This window comes from Methylocaldum sp. MU1018 (genome assembly GCF_053646775.1).
In genome coordinates, this window is the sequence record NZ_CM132195.1 from 914563 (window position 1) to 934441 (window position 19879).

At 57.7% G+C, this 19879-nt stretch carries 16 protein-coding genes; 12 read left to right on the forward strand and 4 right to left on the reverse strand.

What is annotated here, in order from left to right; all coding sequences use genetic code 11:
• Nucleotides 1-77: 77 nt before the first annotated feature.
• The 3 genes from aceE (at nt 78) to lpdA (ending at nt 5635) form a co-directional block, all read left to right on the forward strand.
• Nucleotides 78-2765, forward strand: a complete 2688-nt coding sequence (gene aceE / locus ACWJKU_RS04330) for a pyruvate dehydrogenase (acetyl-transferring), homodimeric type (RefSeq protein ID WP_454146116.1) — start codon at nt 78-80, stop codon at nt 2763-2765.
• Between the two features lie 10 nt (nt 2766-2775).
• Nucleotides 2776-4119, forward strand: coding sequence for a dihydrolipoyllysine-residue acetyltransferase (gene aceF, locus ACWJKU_RS04335; RefSeq protein WP_454146118.1), 1344 nt, complete (start codon nt 2776-2778; stop codon nt 4117-4119).
• Between the two features lie 94 nt (nt 4120-4213).
• Nucleotides 4214-5635: a dihydrolipoyl dehydrogenase gene (gene lpdA / locus ACWJKU_RS04340; RefSeq protein ID WP_454146120.1), complete on the forward strand. Its 1422-nt coding sequence runs from the start codon at nt 4214-4216 to the stop codon at nt 5633-5635.
• A 69-nt stretch (nt 5636-5704) separates the two neighbouring features.
• Here the strand turns inward: lpdA and ACWJKU_RS04345 are convergent, their stop codons facing one another.
• Both ACWJKU_RS04345 and ACWJKU_RS04350 read right to left on the reverse strand, forming a co-directional pair.
• Nucleotides 5705-7036 carry an AmpG family muropeptide MFS transporter gene (locus ACWJKU_RS04345; protein ID WP_454146122.1) on the reverse strand — a complete coding sequence of 444 codons (1332 nt, stop codon included), beginning with the start codon at nt 7034-7036 and terminating at the stop codon, nt 5705-5707.
• Nucleotides 7014-7793, reverse strand: a complete 780-nt coding sequence (locus ACWJKU_RS04350) for an exodeoxyribonuclease III (RefSeq protein ID WP_454146124.1) — start codon at nt 7791-7793, stop codon at nt 7014-7016. Before ACWJKU_RS04350 ends, ACWJKU_RS04345 begins: the two co-directional genes overlap by 23 nt.
• 177 nt (nt 7794-7970) lie before the next feature.
• On the opposite strand from ACWJKU_RS04350, the gene rpmE reads away from it, so the two are divergent.
• Nucleotides 7971-8174 (forward strand): 50S ribosomal protein L31, encoded by a 204-nt coding sequence (gene rpmE / locus ACWJKU_RS04355; protein WP_454146126.1) that lies wholly within the window; start codon nt 7971-7973, stop codon nt 8172-8174.
• Between the two features lie 334 nt (nt 8175-8508).
• Here rpmE and ACWJKU_RS04360 read toward each other — a convergent pair whose 3' ends face one another.
• Complete coding sequence (locus ACWJKU_RS04360; RefSeq protein ID WP_454146128.1) at nt 8509-9123, reverse strand: hypothetical protein; 615 nt, start codon at nt 9121-9123, stop codon at nt 8509-8511.
• A gap of 8 nt (nt 9124-9131) precedes the next feature.
• Nucleotides 9132-11417 carry a penicillin-binding protein 1A gene (locus ACWJKU_RS04365; protein WP_454146130.1) on the reverse strand — a complete coding sequence of 762 codons (2286 nt, stop codon included), beginning with the start codon at nt 11415-11417 and terminating at the stop codon, nt 9132-9134.
• 400 nt (nt 11418-11817) lie between these two features.
• On the opposite strand from ACWJKU_RS04365, the gene ACWJKU_RS04370 reads away from it, so the two are divergent.
• The 8 genes from ACWJKU_RS04370 (at nt 11818) to aroB (ending at nt 19872) form a co-directional block, all read left to right on the forward strand.
• Nucleotides 11818-12879, forward strand: a complete 1062-nt coding sequence (locus ACWJKU_RS04370) for a pilus assembly protein PilM (RefSeq protein WP_454146132.1) — start codon at nt 11818-11820, stop codon at nt 12877-12879.
• Nucleotides 12879-13463 carry a PilN domain-containing protein gene (locus ACWJKU_RS04375; RefSeq protein ID WP_454146134.1) on the forward strand — a complete coding sequence of 195 codons (585 nt, stop codon included), beginning with the start codon at nt 12879-12881 and terminating at the stop codon, nt 13461-13463. Before ACWJKU_RS04370 ends, ACWJKU_RS04375 begins: the two co-directional genes overlap by 1 nt.
• Complete coding sequence (locus tag ACWJKU_RS04380; protein ID WP_454146136.1) at nt 13460-14104, forward strand: type 4a pilus biogenesis protein PilO; 645 nt, start codon at nt 13460-13462, stop codon at nt 14102-14104. The genes ACWJKU_RS04375 and ACWJKU_RS04380 overlap by 4 nt, the downstream gene beginning before the upstream one ends.
• 25 nt (nt 14105-14129) lie before the next feature.
• Nucleotides 14130-14675 (forward strand): pilus assembly protein PilP, encoded by a 546-nt coding sequence (locus ACWJKU_RS04385; protein WP_454146138.1) that lies wholly within the window; start codon nt 14130-14132, stop codon nt 14673-14675.
• On the forward strand, nt 14672-16915 hold the full coding sequence (gene pilQ, locus ACWJKU_RS04390; RefSeq protein WP_454146140.1) for a type IV pilus secretin PilQ: 2244 nt from the start codon (nt 14672-14674) through the stop codon (nt 16913-16915). Before ACWJKU_RS04385 ends, pilQ begins: the two co-directional genes overlap by 4 nt.
• Before the next feature lie 555 nt (nt 16916-17470).
• Nucleotides 17471-18163 (forward strand): reverse transcriptase domain-containing protein, encoded by a 693-nt coding sequence (locus ACWJKU_RS04395; RefSeq protein WP_454146142.1) that lies wholly within the window; start codon nt 17471-17473, stop codon nt 18161-18163.
• A 99-nt stretch (nt 18164-18262) separates the two neighbouring features.
• Nucleotides 18263-18793: a shikimate kinase AroK gene (gene aroK / locus ACWJKU_RS04400; protein ID WP_454148040.1), complete on the forward strand. Its 531-nt coding sequence runs from the start codon at nt 18263-18265 to the stop codon at nt 18791-18793.
• A complete protein-coding gene (gene aroB / locus ACWJKU_RS04405) occupies nt 18790-19872 on the forward strand; it encodes a 3-dehydroquinate synthase (protein ID WP_454146144.1) in 1083 nt (360 codons plus the stop codon). Before aroK ends, aroB begins: the two co-directional genes overlap by 4 nt.
• The last annotated feature ends 7 nt before the right edge of the window (nt 19873-19879 follow it).

Here is a 19879-nt window from a genome sequence, read left to right on the forward strand (position 1 = left end):
ATAGATGACTTGGAATTTGCTTGATTCTATTCGAAAAAATTGACTGGAAGACCTTAATCAGTGGAGGAAGCTTTCCTATGTCCGCCGTGAGTCCGTCTCACCCATTGCAAAACGTTAAGAGTGCCAACGACATCGATCCCGAAGAAACCCGTGAGTGGTTGGAGGCCTTGGAGGCGGTCATCGAGACTGAAGGCATCGAACGGGCCCATTTCCTGATCGAAAGTTTGGTCGACAAGGCTCGCCGGGCGGGGGCGAACTTGCCTTATAAGGCGAATACGGCATACATCAATACCATTCCGCCCCATCTGGAGCCCCGCTTGCCGGGCGATGCCGGCTTGGAACAGCGCATCCGCTCCTATATCCGCTGGAATGCCATGGCTATGGTCGTTCGGGCCAATCGCAAGACGAGCGAATATGGCGGGCACATCGCCACCTTTGCTTCGGCTGCGACGCTTTACGACGTAGGGTTCAATCACTTTTTCCACGCCGCCGACAAGAACCACGGCGGAGACCTCATTTACTTCCAGGGACATGCGGCGCCGGGTATCTATGCCCGCGCTTATCTGGAAGGGCGGCTGACCGAGGAACAACTCGACCGTTTTCGCGCCGAAATCGGCGGCGACGGCCTCTCTTCCTATCCGCACCCCTGGTTGATGCCCGATTTCTGGCAGTTTCCGACCGTATCCATGGGGCTCGGCCCGCTGATGGCGATTTATCAAGCGCGTTTCATGAAATACCTCCAGGACCGCGGCATTCTCGATACCGCCGGGCGCAAGATCTGGTGTTTCTGCGGCGACGGCGAGATGGACGAGCCGGAGTCCATGGGAGCGATCGGGCTGGCCGGGCGGGAAAAGCTGGATAATCTCATCTTCGTCATCAACTGCAACTTGCAGCGGCTGGACGGCCCGGTCAGGGGCGACGGCAAGATCATCCAGGATCTCGAAGCGGAATTCCGCGGCGCCGGCTGGAACGTCATCAAGGTGATCTGGGGCTCGTACTGGGATCCCCTGCTCGCCAAAGATAAGGACGGTCTGCTGAGAAGGCGCATGGAAGAAGCGGTGGACGGCGAATACCAGAGCTACAAGGCCAAGGGCGGCGCCTACACGCGCGAGCATTTCTTCGGCAAATATCCGGAGCTGAAGGAAATGGTGGCCAGCATGTCCGACGAGGACATTTGGCGCTTGAACCGCGGCGGGCACGATCCGCACAAGGTGTATGCCGCCTATGACGCGGCGGTGCGCCATACCGGGCAGCCCACGGTGATCCTGGCCAAAACGGTCAAAGGCTACGGCATGGGCAGTGCGGGCGAAGGGCTCATGACCACGCACCAGCAGAAAAAAATGGACGAGCACGCGATTCGGGCTTTCCGCGATCGCTTCAACATTCCCATCCCCGACGACAAGCTGACAGAACTGCCGTATTTCAGACCGCCGGAAGACAGTCCGGAGCTACGCTACATGCACGAGCGCCGGCAAGCCTTGGGCGGATACGTGCCGCAGCGCCGACGCGATGCGCCCCTGTTGCAGGTGCCGGATCTGGATGTTTTCGAAGCTCTGCTGAAGAGTACCGAAGATCGGGAAATGTCGACCACCATGGCGTTCGTGCGCATGCTGACCCTGCTGCTGCGGGACAAAAAGCTGGGCAAGTACGTGGTGCCCATCGTTCCGGACGAAGCCCGGACCTTCGGCATGGAAGGATTGTTCCGCCAGTACGGCATTTATTCTTCCGTGGGACAACTGTACGTGCCGGCGGATGCCGGCGGGGTGATGTACTACAAGGAGGATAAATCGGGGCAAATCCTGGAGGAGGGCATCAACGAGGCGGGTTCCATGTGCTCCTGGCTCGCGGCCAGCACCGCCTACACCAATCACAACGTCCAGATGATTCCGTTCTACATCTACTACTCGATGTTCGGCTATCAGCGAGTCGGGGATTTCATGTGGGCGGCCGGCGACATGCAGGCGCGCGGATTTTTGATGGGCGGCACGGCGGGACGCACCACGCTGGCGGGCGAAGGCTTGCAGCACCAGGACGGGCACAGTCACGTCAATATGTCGGCGATTCCCAATTGCGTCGCCTACGATCCGTGTTTTTCTTACGAGCTGGCGGTGATCATCCAGGACGGTCTGCGGCGGATGTATCAGGAGGGCGAGAGCATCTTCTACTACATCACGGTGATGAACGAAAACTATACCCATCCCGACATGCCGGCCGACTCCCGCGAAGGCATCGTCAAGGGCCTGTATAAGTTCAAAGATGCGGGCAAATCGGCCCAGGCCCAGATCTTGGCCAGCGGCACGATACTGCGCGAGGCCATTGCGGCTGCGGAGCTGCTGGAACAGGACTTCGGCATAAAAACGACCATTTGGAGCGTCACCAGCTTCACCGAGCTGCGTCGCGACGGCCTGGACAAGCAGCGGTGGAATCTGTTGCACCCGGACCGGCCGCCCCGCATCAGTTATGTGGAGGAATGCCTGACCGGAACCCAGGGGCCGGTCGTCGCGGCATCCGACTATATCAAGACGCATGCCGATCAAATTCGGCAATTCGTACCCAGGTCTTACACGGTGCTCGGGACCGACGGTTTCGGTCGCAGCGATCAGCGTTCCGAGTTGCGGAGATTTTTCGAAGTGGACCGGCATTACATCGCATATACCACATTGAAAGCTTTGGCCGATGAAGGAAGCGTGGCGCTTTCCACCGTCGCGGAAGCCATGGCCAAGTACGGCATCGATCCGGAAAAGCCCAATCCAGTGCAGATGTAAAGGAAACGCTATGGCAGTACTAAAAGAAGTTGCAGTTCCCGATATCGGTGATTTCAAGAACGTCGAGATCATCGAGGTGCTGGTCAAGCCGGGCGATGTGGTTCAGGCCGACGATTCTCTGATTACGCTGGAAAGCGATAAGGCGGCGATGGAAGTGCCTTCGCCTTTTTCCGGCGTGGTGAAAGCCATGCAGGTCAATGTCGGTGACCGGGTGAGCAAGGGTTCGCCGATCTTGCAGTTGGAGGTTACGGATCAGGCCGAGCCGGAACGGGCGGAGAAGGCTCCGCCGGCCGCCGAGGCGGGAGCGAAACATGTCGCTGCCGACAAGCCGGAGCCCGCTGTCGAGCCGCCTGCGCCCCCCGCGGTGAGCGAGCCGGAGAGAAAACAAGGGCCTGTGCCCTCGCCGGCCGTTGCCGAGCGGTCTTTGGAAGCCGCCGAGGAGCGCGCGCATCCTCCTCATGCCAGCCCGTCGATTCGGAAGTTCGCCCGCGAATTGGGCGCGGACCTCCAAAAAATCCGGGGTACGGGGGCGAAAGGCCGTATTTTGAAGGAGGATGTCCAGGCATTCGTGAAAGCCAGCTTGAAGCGGGCCGAACAAGCGATGACCGGTGGCGTTTTCGCGATCCCGGCTCAGCCGGAGATCGATTTCGCTCAATTCGGCGCCATCGATCGGCAGCCTCTGTCGCGCATCAAGAAGCTTTCCGGTCCGAATCTGCTTCGGAGCTGGGTAAGCATTCCCCATGTCACGCAGCACGACGAAGCCGATATCACCGACTTGGAAGAGTTTCGCCGGTCGCTCAAGGGCGAAGCGGAGAAGCAGAATGTAAAACTGACTTTTCTGCCATTTGTCATCAAGGCCGTGGCGGCTGCGCTCAAAGAGTTTCCGACCTTTAATGCGTCCCTTGCGGCCAACGGCGAAGAACTGATCCTGAAAAAGTACTATCACATGGGGGTGGCGGTGGATACCCCGGAAGGATTGGTGGTGCCCGTGGTGCGGGATGTCGATCAAAAAGGCGTCTTCGATTTGGCTAAAGAACTGGCCGAACTCGGCGCAAAAGCCCGCGGCAAGAAACTGCGCGGCAACGATCTCGAAGGGGCATCGTTTACGCTGTCGAGCCTCGGCGGGATCGGCGGCACGGCCTTCACGCCCATCATCAATCCGCCCCAGGTGGCGATACTCGGCTTATCCCGCGCGCAGGCCAAGCCGGTTTATCTGGACGGACAGTTCGTGCCGCGCCTGATGCTGCCGCTGTCCCTGTCGTACGATCATCGCGTGATCGACGGCGCCGAGGCGGCGCGGTTCACGGTTTATCTGGCAGGATTGCTGGCCGAGTTGCGGCGAGTCCTCTTGTAGAAGCAAGGACGCTTCGAGGTTTTCCGGCAAGCCGGCGTAATACAACCGCGACGGAACGCTAACCTGGAATTTCTTCATAAAAGGTACACAATCGATGTCCGATGCCTCTAATCTACATGCCGAAGTCGTCGTTTTGGGCGGCGGTCCCGGCGGCTACACCGCCGCTTTTCGAGCCGCCGACTTGGGCAGGCAGGTGGTTTTGGTCGAGCGCTATCCTGTGTTGGGCGGCGTTTGCCTGAATGTCGGATGCATTCCCTCGAAAGCATTGCTGCATGCAGCCAAGATCATCCAGGAGTCGCGGGAGGCTTCGCATTTCGGGTTGGATTTCGGTACGCCGAGCATCGACTTGGCCAAGCTGCGCGACTGGAAAGGCAAGGTGGTGAAAACCCTCACTACGGGACTTGCAGGTCTGGCTAAGCAGCGCAAAGTCACTGTCGTGAACGGAGTGGGCCGGTTTTCTTCGGAAAGATCGCTACGGATCGAAACGGCCGAAGGCCCAAAAACGATCAATTTCGATCATGCGATTATTGCCGCCGGCTCGCAGGCCGTGAAGATTCCCGGGTTTCCTCATGACGATCCACGCATGATGGATTCTACCGATGCCTTGGAACTGGTCGAGATTCCCAAGCACCTTCTCATCATCGGTGGCGGCATCATCGGCTTGGAGATGGCCACCGTTTATCATGCGCTGGGTTCGAAGATTACGGTCGTCGAGTTGATGGACCAGCTCATTCCGGGCTGCGATGCGGATCTGGTGAAGCCGCTGCATCAGCGCATCAAGAAACAGTACGAGAATATCTTCCTCAAGACGAAAGTGACGCGCATCGAGGCAAAATCGGAAGGGCTGCAAGCTTATTTCGAGGGCGGCGAAGGCGCTCCGGAATCCGATTTGTTCGACCGTATTCTGGTCGCTATCGGACGGCGGCCGAACGGTAATCTGATCGGCGCGGAAAATGCCGGCGTCAGGGTCGACGAGAAGGGATTTATCCCGGTGGACAACTGCCAGCGAACCAATGTGCCCCATATCTATGCCATCGGCGATATCGTGGGCAATCCGATGCTGGCGCACAAAGCGACCCATGAGGCTAAAGTAGCCGCGGAAGTCATTTCCGGGCAGCGCTCCGCCTTTCAAGCCCTGACCATTCCCTCGGTAGCGTATACCGATCCGGAAGTGGCCTGGATGGGACTCACGGAGAATCAGGCGAAAGCTCAGGGCATCGCCTACGACAAAGCCGCATTTCCCTGGGCGGCGAGCGGACGGGCTTTGGGCATCGATCGCAAGGAGGGTATCACCAAGATTCTGTGCGATAAGGAGACCAAGCGGATTCTGGGGGCGGGCATCGTCGGTCCGAATGCGGGGGAGCTTATCAGCGAGGCCGTTCTGTCGCTCGAGATGGGCGCCGACATGGAAGACATTGCCTTGACCATTCACCCGCACCCGACCTTGTCCGAAACCTTTGCCTTTGCCGCCGAAATGCTGGAAGGCAGTATTACGGACCTTTACATTCGGAAGTAAGCTGGATTCGGGTCTAAGGAGAGGGCGCCGGCCATCCGCCCGTCGGCCTCTCCTTCGATGGCAGCCGTTTCAGTCGGACGGCTGCGAATCGGCTTGGGGTTCAAGGCGATCGGGATCCCGGACTCCGTCGCCGCCGTTCCAGGGAGCCGCTTTGAACAGTAGCAGCATGCCCGGGAGGGTGAGCGCAAAGCATACCCAAAAGAAGCGTTCCCAGCCGAGCGCTTCGATGTGAAGCAATGACAGGTTTCCCATCTTGATATCCCCGCCTTCGACGAGAAAACCGGTGAACGCATTGGCCAGCGTCCGTGGCGTGGCGGCCAGGCTGGTAAAAAGCGCGAATTGAGTGGCGGTGTACGCCGGATTGGTGGCCGTGGCGATATAGGCGACGAATGCCGCCGTGCCTAATCCGACGCCGAATGCCTCCGCGCCGATGACGGCGGCCAGGCCCGTTAAGGTGTGACCGGCCGTGGCCAGCCAGGCAAAGCCGAGAATCACCAAGGCCTGTAATGCGCCGAATATCCACAGGGATCGATGTATCCCCAGGGAAACCATCCATATTCCGCCTAGAATGCCGCCTGCAACGTTCGGCCAGAGTCCGGCATGTTTGGCGATCGTGCCGATTTCCGTCTTGCTGTAGCCCATATCCAAATAAAAGGGCGTGGCCAGCGCCGTTGCCATGCTATCGCCCAGCTTGTAAAAGAAGATGAATCCTAGAACCGTCAATGCGCCGCTCCAGCCTTTTCGCTGAACGAATTCGCGAAAAGGATCCACCAAGGCGTGGCGCAGCGAGAGAGGCGCGCGGCCGGATGACTCCGGTTCGGTTCCGATCAGCGTCAAGAGGAGGCCGGGAAGCATGAACAGCGCGGTGATCGAATAGACGGCGTTCCAGGATAAGTGGTCGGCGAGGATCAGCGACAGCGATCCGGGTATGAGTCCCGCCACTTTGTAGGCATTCACGTGGATGACGTTGCCGAGTCCCTGTTCCTCGTCCCGCAGGATTTCCCGACGAAAAGCATCGATCGCGATGTCCTGGGTCGCCGAGAACAGCGCCACCGCCACCGCCAGCCAGCGGATCGTGGCCATGTCGGGCACGGGTGCGAGCCAGCCGAAGGCCGGGATCGAGAACAGCAGTGCGATTTGGGTCACCAGCATCCAGGTCCTGCGCCGCCCCATGGGAAGGCCGTAGCGGTCGCAGAGCGGCGCCCACAAAAATTTCCAGATATAGGGAAATTGAACCAGGGCCAGCAGCCCGATTTCTTTGAGGTCGACACCGCCTTCGCGCAGCCAGACCGAAATCAGGCTGATCAGCACGAATAGCGGCAATCCCGAGGAAAAACCCGTAAGGATGCAGATCAGCATCCGCCGGTTGAACAGCGCTTCACGCCAGGAAAGGGTAGTCATAATCTACGGTGAGCGGAGCGTGGTCGGAAAAGCGCTCGTTCTTGTAAATGTGGGCGGCGCGGATGGTATCCCTGAGCGCGGGGCTGGCCACGTGATAATCGATGCGCCAGCCCACGTTCTTGGCCCAGGCCTGGCCGCGGTTCGACCACCAGGTATATTGTTCAGGCTCCTGATTGACGGCGCGAAAGACATCGATCCATCCGTCCTCATCGAATACCGCGTCCAGCCAGGCGCGTTCTTCGGGCAGGAATCCCGAGTTTTTCTGATTGGATCGCCAATTCTTGAGATCGATGGGTTTATGGGCGATATTCCAGTCGCCGCAAAAAATATAATGGCGTCCCGACCGCGCGCAATCCCGAAGATAGGGCAGGAAGCGGTTCATGAAATCGAATTTCACCGCTTGTCGTTCTTCGCTGGACGAGCCGGAGGGCAAATAAAGAGAGACGACGCTGAGATCGCCGAATCGAGCCTCCAGATAGCGTCCCTCGGCGTCCATATCCGGCCAGCCGATGCCTTGAATGACCTCGTCCGGCTCCCGGCGGCTGTACAGCGCAACGCCGCTATAACCTTTCTTGACGGCATCCAGGTAGTAGCACCGATAGCCTTGGGGCCAGTAGACGGCATCTTCCAATTGGTGTGTCTGAACCTTGGTTTCCTGTAGGCAGACGATGTCGGCATTCTGTGCATCCATCCAGTGGAAAAAACCTTTGCGCGCGGCCGAGCGCACGCCGTTAACGTTGAGGGAAACTATCCGCATACGGTTTATATCTCAGACGGATCTATGACGGCGGGGCTTTTGCAGCCGAGAACGAAACATATTCGGGGCAGGGAATTCTCTGCCAAAGAATGTGTCCATCTTGCGGTGAATGGCCGATTTGAGTACCATGAAAAATTTGTCGTCCCTCTGTTCTGATTTCTTGGAGAGTACTTAAATATGAAGCCGGATATTCATCCCGAATACAAGTCTATTACCGTCCATTGCAGCTGCGGCAATGCCTTCGAGACCAAGTCGACGCTTGGCAAGGACTTGCAGGTTGAAGTCTGCTCCGCTTGCCATCCATTTTATACGGGCAAGCAGAAGATCGTCGACACTGCGGGCCGCGTCGACAAGTTCCGTCGCAAATACGGCCGGGGCTGATTTCCCTCTTATCCGTGCCCCACGAAGCCGGCCTGCGCATCTATTTTATGGCGACGTTCAAGGAACGCTCTCGGTTCCGAAATCGCATTATTCCAATAGGCGCGAGCAGACGTACGGTTCCGGTGCTCGGGGGCACGTGAGGCCTGTGCCGCGTACGTCGCCGAACGTGCTTTTCATTGCTCTCCGGCAAGCCGGTTTGCGCGCCAAGGCAGAGTTGTGAAAGAGCGGTATCCGTCCTAGCGCGAGCAGTTCGGCCCAATCACGGCTGCCGTTCCGTAAAAAACGATTGCCGACCTGACGCGAGATTCGAGCGGCGCTCGCCGCCATCCTAAATTTAAGTAAGCCGGGCTTCCGACGGCGAGGCGTCGTCAATCAGTTTCTCGACCTCCCGGAGAGGCGCCCCGGGAATCGCCTTTTCCCTTCGATTGATCCGTTGCCCTTTCAATTCGGGGGGGAGCATCACCAACTCCAGGCGGATTCCATCCACTAGAAATTCCAGCGCCGGATAGGCGACCCCGCGCTTCGGTCCCAAATTGAACGAAAAGGATTTTTCTTCGAACGGGATACGGGCTTCCGCCAATTTCTTGATGATGTCCTCGGGGGTCTCGGGATAGACATGCAAGATGATCGGGCTGTATTTGCCGGCGCTGCCGTCCAGCGCGCCGCCGATCAGTCGAGGCGAAAATTCCTTTAAGAAGCGCATGGCCTCTACTGCGAGTTTCCGCAGATGAGTAACGTAGAGCGGCTGCGTTTCTGCCCGGTAGAGTCGATGGTATTCCTTCAAGGCCTGGTCGACTTCCTCGTTGCGAGGAAGATTTCGAGCATTGGCGATTCCCAGGCGGGCGGCCGCTTTATTTTTTGCCGGAAGATAATCGGTTACGCCCTCTTCGGCCATGATTCTCGCGGCTTCCTGGGCAATGAGCAGTCGAGCTTTATCTCTCGTGGACATGACGGAGATCAAAACAGCGATTCGATCGGCTTTTCGGTCGTGGCCCGTCGCGGCGGCGGTTCGGGCAATGCCGGCCGGTCTTCGTCCTCGCCGGCTTCTGGCGGGGAGGGCTCGCTTGTGCGCGGCGCGGCGTAATAGCGGGAGGTCCGCTCCGACGGAAAAACCTCGAAGATGGCATTCGGGCTACCGGGCAGAGCGAGCAGTCCCGTATCCGGATCCACGCGGGCCGTCGTCAATCCGTTCGGAAGCGGAAAGGTCTGTTCGGGGACATCTTTGAGGGCTTCCTGCATGAAGTACATCCACATGGGAAGCGCGGCTTTTCCGCCGGTCTCGCGTTCGCCCAGGGACTTCGAGGCATCGAAGCCAAGCCAGGCGACGGTCGTCAGGGCGGGGACATAACCGTTGAACCAGGCGTCCTTGTATTCATTCGTCGTGCCGGTTTTCCCTGCGACATCGTGACGTCCCAATTCCAGGGCGCGGGTCGCGGTTCCGGTTCGCACCACGTCCTGGAGCATGGAGTTCATCATGTAATGAACCTGGGGAGATAGCGTACGGGGCGCAAAATTCGTTTGATGGTCGTCGGAGCCGATGCAGTTCGCGCATGCCACTTGCGGAGTGGCGCGGAAGATGGTGCTATCGGCTTCGGTCTCGATCCGCTCGATGAAATAAGGCTCGACGCGGAAGCCGCCGTTGGCGAACACGGCATAGGCCTGCGCCATCCTGAGGGGCGTTGCGGTGCCGCTGCCTAAGGCCAGCGGGAGCGATCGAGGCAATTCTTCGGGTTGGAAGCCGAAGCGCTTGGCCATGTCGATGGCCTTTTTAAGACCGATGCTTTGAAGCAGTCGAATGGAGACCAGGTTTCTCGATTTGGCCAAAGCCACCCTGAGCCGCGTCGGGCCGTAAAACCGGCCGGAGTAATTCTGTGGGCGCCAGAGCCCGCCGTCCCGGGACGGATCGGAATAGACGATGGGCGCGTCATTGACCACGCTTGCAGGCGTATACCCCTCGGTCAATGCCGCGGCGTAGAGTATGGGTTTGAAACCGGAGCCGGGCTGTCTTTGTGCCTGGGTCGCTCTGTTGAACTTGCTGAGAGCAAAATCATAACCTCCCGCCAGCGCGACTACGGCGCCGCTCGCCGGATTCAACGCAACCAAGGCGCCCTCGACTTCCGGAATCTGAGCGAGCTTCCAGTGATTGTCGCCGTCTTTGCGCAGCCTGATGAGATCGCCGGCCCTCAGTATCTCTTTGGCGCTTCGCGGCGCGGGTCCTTGTCCGTTTTCGGTAACGTACTTGCGTGCCCACTTGAGGCCGTCCCAATCGAGGGCGATTCGCTGTGAGTTGCCGAGATAGATTTCCGCGGAAGCGTCACTGACGGCGAGCACCAGTCCGGGCACGGTTTCTCCGGCTTTAGGAAGGCCGGATAAGCGCTCGTCCCAATCTTTGGGGTTTTTGTTTCTGGTCAAATCCACCCGCTGCTTGACGCCCCGAAAGCCATGACGCTCGTCATAATCGTGCAGCGCGAGGCGCAGGGCTTTGTCGGCGGCCAGCTGCAAGCGGCTGTCGATGGTGGTGTATATCCTGTAACCGTTGCTATAAGCCGCTTCGCCGTATTGTTGATAGATCTCGTTACGAATCGATTCCGCGATGTAAGGCGCATTCAATTCGATCGGCGTCGTGTGAAGTTTTGCGGTAACCGGCCGGCCAATCGCGTCTTGATAAGCCTGATCGTCGATGAATCCTAGCTTCTGCATTCGCCGCAAGACGTAGTTTCGCCGGCTTAGCGCCCGATCCGGATTGGTGACCGGGTTGAAAGCGGAAGGCGCTTTCGGCAAACCGGCAATCATGGCGACCTCGTCCAGTTCAAGCTCGGAGATCGCTTTGCCGTAATAGACCTGGGCCGCGGCCACGACGCCATATGCATGATGTCCGAAGTAGATCTTGTTCAAATACAGCTCCAAGATCTGTTCTTTCGTCAATTCCGATTCGATTTTGAACGACAGCACGATTTCTTTAACTTTGCGGAAGAAGGTCTTTTCGCTGCTCAAAAAGAAATTGCGGGCCACCTGCATGGTGATCGTGCTGCCGCCTTGCTTCTTCTTCCCGGTCCGGAGAAAGGAAAACGTCGCTCGCAGCAAGCCTTGATAGTCCACGCCCGGGTGATCGAAGAACCGGTTGTCCTCGGCAGCCAGGAACGCCTGGATCACTTTGTTCGGAACATCGGAAAAGCTGACCGGGCTGCGCTTCATTTCGCCGTATTGGGCGATAAGCAAGCCGTCTTTGCTGTAAATGTTCATCGGAGTCTGGTACCGGGCGTCACGCAGAACGTCTATGTCCGGAAGCTGAGGCTCGATGAAGCGATAAAGCAGAAATACGGCCAGAGACAGACTCGCGAATCCGGCAAGCAGGAGGATAACGATTAGCTTGATGACGCGCGCTGAACGAGAGCGTTTTTTGCGTCGACTGTTGCGGCTTCTCACTCGACAAAGCAATCAAAAAAGGGTTTTTCAGCGTCTGCGGCCAGCGAAATCAGCGCCGGATGGCGGTTCTGAAAGACTCGGTTGATCGGTAATTGGCGTGTCATGGGCAAAGTTTGAATCCCTACTATACTACAGTCCAGAGTCCGGCGGGCGACGAGAAACGGCATTGAAACCCGGCATCGTTTACGTGAAGTTACAGTAGTTCAGGAAGTTATCGATGTTTTTTTTGAACCGCAAGAAGCCGCAGCTGCTTGGCATCGATGTCAGCACGGCGGCGGTCAAGCTGCTGGAATTAAGCAGAAACGGACAGCGCTACCGGGTCGAGAGCTATGCGGTAGCTCCGCTGCCGCTCGATGCCGTGATCGATAAGAACATTGCCAAGGTCGAACTCATCGGCAACGCCATCAAATCGGTCGTCAAACAATCGGGTACCCGCCTGAAGCACGCTGCGGTGGCCGTGCCGAGCTCCTCGGTAATAACCAAAGTGATCTCGATGCCGGCCTCTTTGAGTGAAGATGAGCTGGAGGGGCAGCTCGAACTGGAGGCGGATCAATATATTCCGTACTCGCTGGACGAGGTCAGCCTCGATTTCGAGGTGCAGGGCAGGGCCGAGAAAAATCCGGAGATGGTCGATGTGCTGCTGGTCGCCTCCCGCAAGGAAAACGTGGAGGATCGTGTGGCGGCTTTGGAGATGGCCGGGCTAAAGGCCGAAATCGTCGATGTGGAATCGTACGCTCTGGAGAATGCGTGCAATCTGATTCTGGATCAGCTGCCCAACTACAATCCGGAACAGGCGATCGCCGTGGCCGACGTCGGATCGACCATGATGACCCTTAACGTGATCCACAACCGCCGAATCATTTATACCCGAGAACAGGGCTTTGGCGGTAAACAGTTGACGGAAGAAATCCAGCGCCGTTACGGGCTTTCCTACGAGGAAGCCGGTTTGGCCAAAAAGCATGGCGGTCTTCCCGACAATTATCTGATCGAAGTATTGGAGCCTTTCAAGCAGGCCATGGCGCAGCAAATCGGCCGCTCGCTGCAATTTTTCCTTTCTTCGAGCTCGCATCGAACCATCGACGGGCTGGTATTGGCGGGCGGATGCGGCTCGATACAGGGTATCGATCGTTTCGTGGAAGACATTCTGGGCATCCCCACCACCGCCGCCAATCCGTTTGTCGACATGTCTCTTGCGCCGCGCGTCAAACCGCAAAGTTTGAGCAACGATGCGCCGGCATTGATGATCGCCTGCGGATTGGCGTTAAGGAGCTTGGACTAATGGCCCGAATCAATCTTCTTCCCTGGCGCGCCGAACTTCGCAAGCAACGGCAAAAGGAGTTCATCGGTATCGCCTTGGCCGCGCTGTTGTCGACCGGAGCGATTCTGTGCTTCGTGCATTACTACATCGGCAGCATGATCGATTATCAAAGCCAGCGTAATCAGTATTTGGAATCCGAAATTGCATTGCTCGACAAGAAAATCAAGGAAATCGAGGATCTGGAAACAAAGAAAAACCGTCTGATCGCCAAGATGGAAATCATTCAGAAATTGCAGGCGAGCCGTCCCGAGATCGTGCATTTGTTTGATGAATTGGCGCGCACCATTCCGGAAGGCGTTTATCTAACCGATTTGACCCAGCTGGACAGCAATCTGACGATGAACGGGATGGCTCAATCCAATGCGCGCGTATCCGCTTACATGCGGAATCTGGAGTCTTCGCCCTGGATGAAGGAGCCTCTATTAAACATCATCGAAACCAAACAGGAACCCAAGGAAGCCAAAAAGCCGCAGGGCAACCGCTTTACGCTTCAGGTCAAGCAGGGAGGAGACAAGGCGGACGACCAGGGGAAGAAGTCGTCATGAATCTTTCCAATATCGACTGGGACATAGAAAACGCGGGCGCCTGGCCGGTGCCGGTCAAGGCGGCGATCATTGTCCTGCTGTGCCTGATACTGGGCGGCTTGTGGTACTACCTCGACACGCAGGACCAAATCGCGCAACTCGAAACCGAGGAAGGCAGAGAGCAGGAGCTCAAAAACAAATTCGAGCAACGGCAAAAGAAGGCGGCCAATCTCGAAGAATACAAGGAACAAATGGCGGAAATGGAGAAGAGTTTCGGCGATTTGCTCAGACAGCTACCCGATAAAACCCAGGTTCCCGAATTGCTGGTGGATGTTTCCCAAACCGGGTTGGCGGCCGGCTTGGAGTTCGAGCTTTTCAAACCCGGGGCCGAGATTACCAAAGAGTTCTATGCGGAATTGCCTATAGAAATCCGAGTGATCGGCGACTACATGGAGTTCGGCGCTTTCATCAGCGGGCTGGCTTCGTTGCCGCGCATCGTAACGATACATAACGTCAAGATCGCAGCATATAACAAGAATGCGGGAAGCAGGAAAACCGCAAAGGAGCCTTTGGTCATGAGCGCGCTGGTCAGGACTTACCGGTACTTGGAAGACGGAACGGTTCCGGCGAATCAAGTCAAAAAGCCTCAACAAAAAAAGTAGCACTATGAGCCGGCGCGTAAAGTTTTTGAAACCTCCATACCGCTCGCGGTATCTCGTTTCGTGGTTGGTCGCCATCGGATTGAGCGGATGCGCCGGCGGCGATTTGACGGATTTGCAGACCTATGTCGCAGAGGTCAAGGCGCGGCAGAAAGGGGCGGTGGAGCCTCTGCCGGAAGTCAAGGCGGTGGAGCCGTTCGTATTCAATCCGGAAGATTTGCGGGATCCCTTCATCATAGATGAAAAAGTCCAGGAGGCCGAGGATACGAAAGGTACCGACGGCATCCGGCCGGACACCGACCGGCCCAAGGAAGAGCTGGAATCTTATGAGCTCGATGCCCTGCGCATGGTTGGAACGGTGAATCAGCAAGGCATACTCTGGGGGCTGGTGAAATCCGCCGACGGAACGATTTACCGGGTGCGTGCCGGCAATCACATGGGAAAGAATTTCGGCAAGATCATCGATATCAAAGAAAACTCGATCGAATTGGTAGAAATCATATCCGACAGTCCCGGGGCGTGGCGCGAACGCAAGGCGATTCTCGATCTGGCGGAAGCGGGGGAAAAGAAATGAGAACGGTAAGAGGCATCGGTATTACTTCGCCCGCCTGGCGGCGATACGGAAGAGCAATAAGCCTTATTCTGATCGGCTTGTCTCTGCATCTGTCCGTCAGTCGAGCGGAAGAACGCGTACTTAAATCCGTGGATTTTTCGATCCTGCCCGGGGACAACTTGCAGTTATTGCTGGGTTTGAGCGGACCGGCCGCAGAACCGAGAATTTTTCATACCGAAAACCCCGCCCGCATAGCGCTCGATTTGCCCGGCGTGACCAATGGCTTGGAAAAGAAATCGGTGCCGATCAATGTGGGCGGAGCCCAAAGCATTCAAGCGGTGGAATCGGCCGGCCGCACCCGCGTGGTCATCAACTTGACCAATATGATGCCTTACACCAGTCGGGTGGACGGCAACAATATCCTCATCACGCTGCAAAGCGGCGCCACGCCCGTTGCCGCCGCGAATTCGGCCCCGGCGAAACCTCGGTTCATCGACCGGCCGCTCGCCGTCAGCGACAGGCGAATTGAAAGCGTCGACTTCCGTCGCGGTGAAAAGGGCGAAGGGCGGCTTCTGGTGAAATTGAGCGACCCTAAGTCCTTGGTCGATATCCACGAAGAAGGGCAAAAGGTCGTCGTCAGGTTTGCCGACACGAATCTGCCGCCACAATGGGTGCGCAGGCTCGATGTCATGGATTTCGCCACGCCCGTCCGTTCCATCGAGGCTACTATGGAGGGGACCCATGCGCGGATGGCCGTGGCTACCGTTTCGGACGAATACGACTATTCCTCCTATCAGACCGATGATGTCCTGACGGTCGAATTTCGTCCGCTGACCAAAATGGAAAAAGAAGAAATCAAGAAGAAAAATTTCACGTATTCGGGGGAAAAGCTGACCCTGAATTTCCAGGATATTCCGGCGCGCTCCGTTCTCCAGATCCTGGCCGATTTCACGGGTAAGAACATCGTGGCCAGCGATACGGTGCAAGGCAATGTCACGCTTCGGCTCAATGACGTTCCGTGGGATCAGGCCTTGGAACTCGTCCTCAAATCCAAGGGATTGGGTAAACGGGAAGAGGGGAATATCATCCGCGTCGCGCCGCTGGAAGAAATCAATAAACAGGAGAAGGAGGAGCTCGAAGCGCAAAAAGTGGTGGAAGATCTGGAGCCGCTGCGGACGGAAATCATCCAGATCAACTACACCACGGCCGAAGATATCAAGAAGGTCCTGGTCGGTACCACGGAGCGCACCAATCAATCCATGTCTGATCCGGCTGGCATCGGGGGAGCGACGTCGTCCACGGCGATATCGACGCTCGATGTGAGTCAATCGGTTTTGTCCGGGCGGGGTAACGTAACCGTCGACCCTCGGACCAATCAGTTGATCGTGAAAGATACTCCGCGCAACCTGGAGCGGGTCCGCGACCTCGTCCGCCAGCTCGACAAGCCCATTCGCCAGGTCTTGATCGAATCTCGGATCGTCATTGCCAGCAACGATTTCCTCAGAGATTTGGGCAGTCGGCTCCAAGTCAACAGGCTGGTTAATGCACGAGGGGCCAGTTCTTTTTCTACGAGCGGTTCAGGCTCTCAGACCGATGGCATCATCTTTCGGCGACCCGCCGCAGGAGGCGAAAAGTCGACCAACACCGATGTTCTCGTGGATCTCGCCGCCAAAGGCGCGGCGACTGCCGCGACGGGGGGCATGAGCGCTCTCGGGTTCACGCTCATCAAAGCGGGCGATTATCTGCTCGATCTCGAATTGTCGGCCGCCCAGAGAGAAGGCCGCAGCGAAACGGTATCCAATCCCCGGCTGATCACCTCGGACCAGACCAAGGCGGTGATCAAGCAAGGCGTCGAGATTCCATACCAAACCACGGTTGTCGCGGGCGGGGGAAACGCGGCCAACATAACCTTCAAGCCGGCGGTGCTCGAACTGAACGTGACACCGCACATCACGCCCGACGACCAAGTGCTGATGGAGTTGTTGATCAGGAAAGATGAACAAGGCCAGCAGACGCCTATCGGCCCGGCGATCGATAAGCGCGAGATCGAAACAAAGGCCCAGGTCGCCAATGGAGAAACCGTGGTTCTGGGCGGCGTTTACGAGGGAGCAAAACGCAATAACACCGATAAAGTACCGTTTTTCGGCGATCTGCCGGGCATCGGGTACATGTTCCGCAGAAACAGCGTTGAAGATTCGAAAAGAGAGCTGCTGGTTTTCATCACCCCGAAAATTCTCAAGCAGGATCTCGCCCTTCGCTGATTTTTTGCCGGAATGGCCCATCGAGGCGTGGCCTGAAAGGGCTGCGCCTTTTTCTTGTGCGCCCGGCACGGGCGCAAGCAAGTCCCGCCGTAAGTTGATCACAGCGAACGAAGCGAAGCGCAACTGCATGAGGGTGACCGAGCGTGGGGAGGAAGCGTGGAGCGAAGCTGCGAGCCGATGGACAAGAACCGGATAGAAGGCGCTGCCAAGCGGGGCGAGCGGGCAAGATTCCGTGAAGCTCTTGTGATCAAGGCGAAGTGGCGTAAATCCGGCGGTTGTGCAGCGAAGGCGTGCGTTCTTACCCGGAGAGATCTCGCCTTATGCCTGAAAGGGCGACGTGGAGACGCGGAGCGAGAAGTCAGCAGAGGCCGTAGTAGCGCCAGCAAGGGGGCGAAGGGCCGAACGAGAAGGCGTGTTCGAGACCATGCCAACAAGGGCGCGGCAGGCGTGGACGGACTGGACATCGACCAGACGGCACGTCACCTCGTCACGGCGTGGCCGGCACTACGGGAACGACTGCTGCGGGGGACGTACCGGCCCAGTCCGGTACGACGGGTGACGATCCTGAAACCGGATGGAGGCAGCCGTGAGCTTGGCATCCCGACGGTCACGGATCGGCTGATCCAGCCAGCGCTGCTGCAAGTGCTGCAACCGCGACTCGCCCCGACCTTCAGCGAACACAGCTATGGCTTTCGACCTCTGGGCGACCGTGCGCACGACGCGATCCTTGCGGCGCAAGCGTACGTGCAATCGGGGCGGCGCATCGTGGTGGATGTTGATCTGGAGACGTTCTTCGACCACGACAATCACGACATCCTCATCGACCGGCTGAGGAAGCGCATCGACGATGCCGGAGTCATCCGGCTGATCCGTGCCTATCTCAGCAGCGGCATCCTGAGCGATGGCGTCGTGCTGGAACGGTATCAGGGCACGGCGCCAGGCGGGCCGCTGTCGCCGCTTTTGGCCAACGTGCTGCTGGATGAAGTGGATAAAGAACTGGAGACGCACGGCCACTGCTTTGTGCGCCACGCCGATGACTGCAACGTATATGTGCGCAGCCGAGCAGGTGGCGAGACGCGTGGCGCAGAATGCGCAATGCTGGTGGCGAAACAGCGCGGGAGAACTCAATCGGGTGCTCACCGTCGCCTATTTCGACCAACTCGGCTTGCCCCGTCTCTCCTGAGGTACTCCTCGAACCGCCCGGTGCGGACCCGCATGCCGGGTGGTGGGGAGGCGCGCAGCCTATAATGGCTGCCCCCTATCCCGATGTCGGGCCGATTACGAGCGTTCCTGCCCGGTATTTTCGACACACATGGTATGATGATCCGATTTCTCACCTCGGACGGCATGAGACACACGCGCAATATTCATCTAATCGGGCCCATGGGGGCGGGCAAAACGACGATTGGGCGACTTTTGGCCAAAACTCTGGATGTCCGGTTCGTCGATAGCGACAGAGAGATCGAACAGCGTACCGGCGTCAGTATTCCGATGATTTTCGAGTACGAAGGCGAAGAAGGTTTCAGGCGCCGAGAAGCGGAGGTTCTGGCCGATCTATGCGGCAAGGACGAAATCGTATTGGCTACCGGAGGGGGATCGATCCTCTTGCCGGAGAATCGCGAGGTCCTGCATGAGCGGGGATTTGTCGTTTACCTACAGTGTTCGGTCGAGAAGCAGCTTGAAAGAACTCACAAGGATTCCAACCGCCCGCTCCTCAAGACCCAAAACCCTCGGCAGAAATTGCAGGAATTGCTACAAGTGCGGGAGCCGCTCTATCGCTCCTTGGCCGATTTCATCGTGGATACGGGCGAACATTCCAGTCGCAGCGCCGTTCGTCAGATTTTGAAAGCCTATCATCGAGCAAACGCGAATTCATGAAAACTCTGACCGTCAGCCTGGGCGAACGCAGCTATCCGATTTACATCGGCTCGCAAATCCTGGAGTCCGGCGAACTCCTGTCCAGGCATATCAGTTCCAGCCAAGTCATGGTGGTTACCAACGAAACGGTAGCGCCTCTCTATCTGGATCGGGTCAGGCGAAACCTGAAAAACAGGCAGGTCGCCGAGGTGATCTTGCCGGACGGCGAGTCTTATAAAAGCATCGAATCGGCAATGATCCTCTTCGATGAATTGCTCGCCGGAAAATTCAGCCGCGACGCATCGCTCATCGCTCTCGGCGGCGGAGTGATCGGCGATCTGGTCGGTTTCGCCGCCGCATGTTACCAGCGAGGCGTGCCGTTCGTTCAAATTCCGACGACGCTGCTGGCGCAGGTGGATTCTTCCGTGGGCGGCAAAACCGCGGTCAATCATCCGCGCGGCAAAAACATGATCGGGGCTTTTTACCAGCCGCAATGCGTGATAGCCGATACTGCGACGCTCGATACCTTGCCCGATAGAGAGTTGAGCGCCGGATTGGCCGAGGTGATCAAATACGGACTTATTCGCGATTTCGAATTCTTCGTCTGGCTGGAAGCCAACATGGAAAGACTTCTGGCCCGGGATAAGGATGCCCTGGCCTACGCCATCGAACGGTCCTGCCTCAACAAAGCGGAAGTCGTGGCCGAAGACGAGCGCGAATCGGGAGCGCGCGCAACGCTCAATTTGGGGCATACCTTCGGACATGCCATAGAAACCGGCATGGGGTACGGAAATTATCTGCACGGCGAAGCGGTGGCCATCGGGATCTGTCAGGCCGCCGATCTGTCGCGGCGTCTCGGTCGGCTCGACGCGAGCAGCATCGAGCGCATCATCGCGCTGCTCAGGCAGGCCCGGTTGCCGCTGATCCCGCCGGTAGATCTGGATGCCGACCGCTACCTGGAACTGATGGCGGTCGATAAGAAGAACGTGGAAGGCAGGCTGCGACTGATCTTGCTCGAAAAAATCGGCCAGGCCACTTTGCCGATGAAGATCGATATCGAGCCGCTTCGAGCCACGTTGAATGAGTATGGGCGCGGCTGAAGTTCTT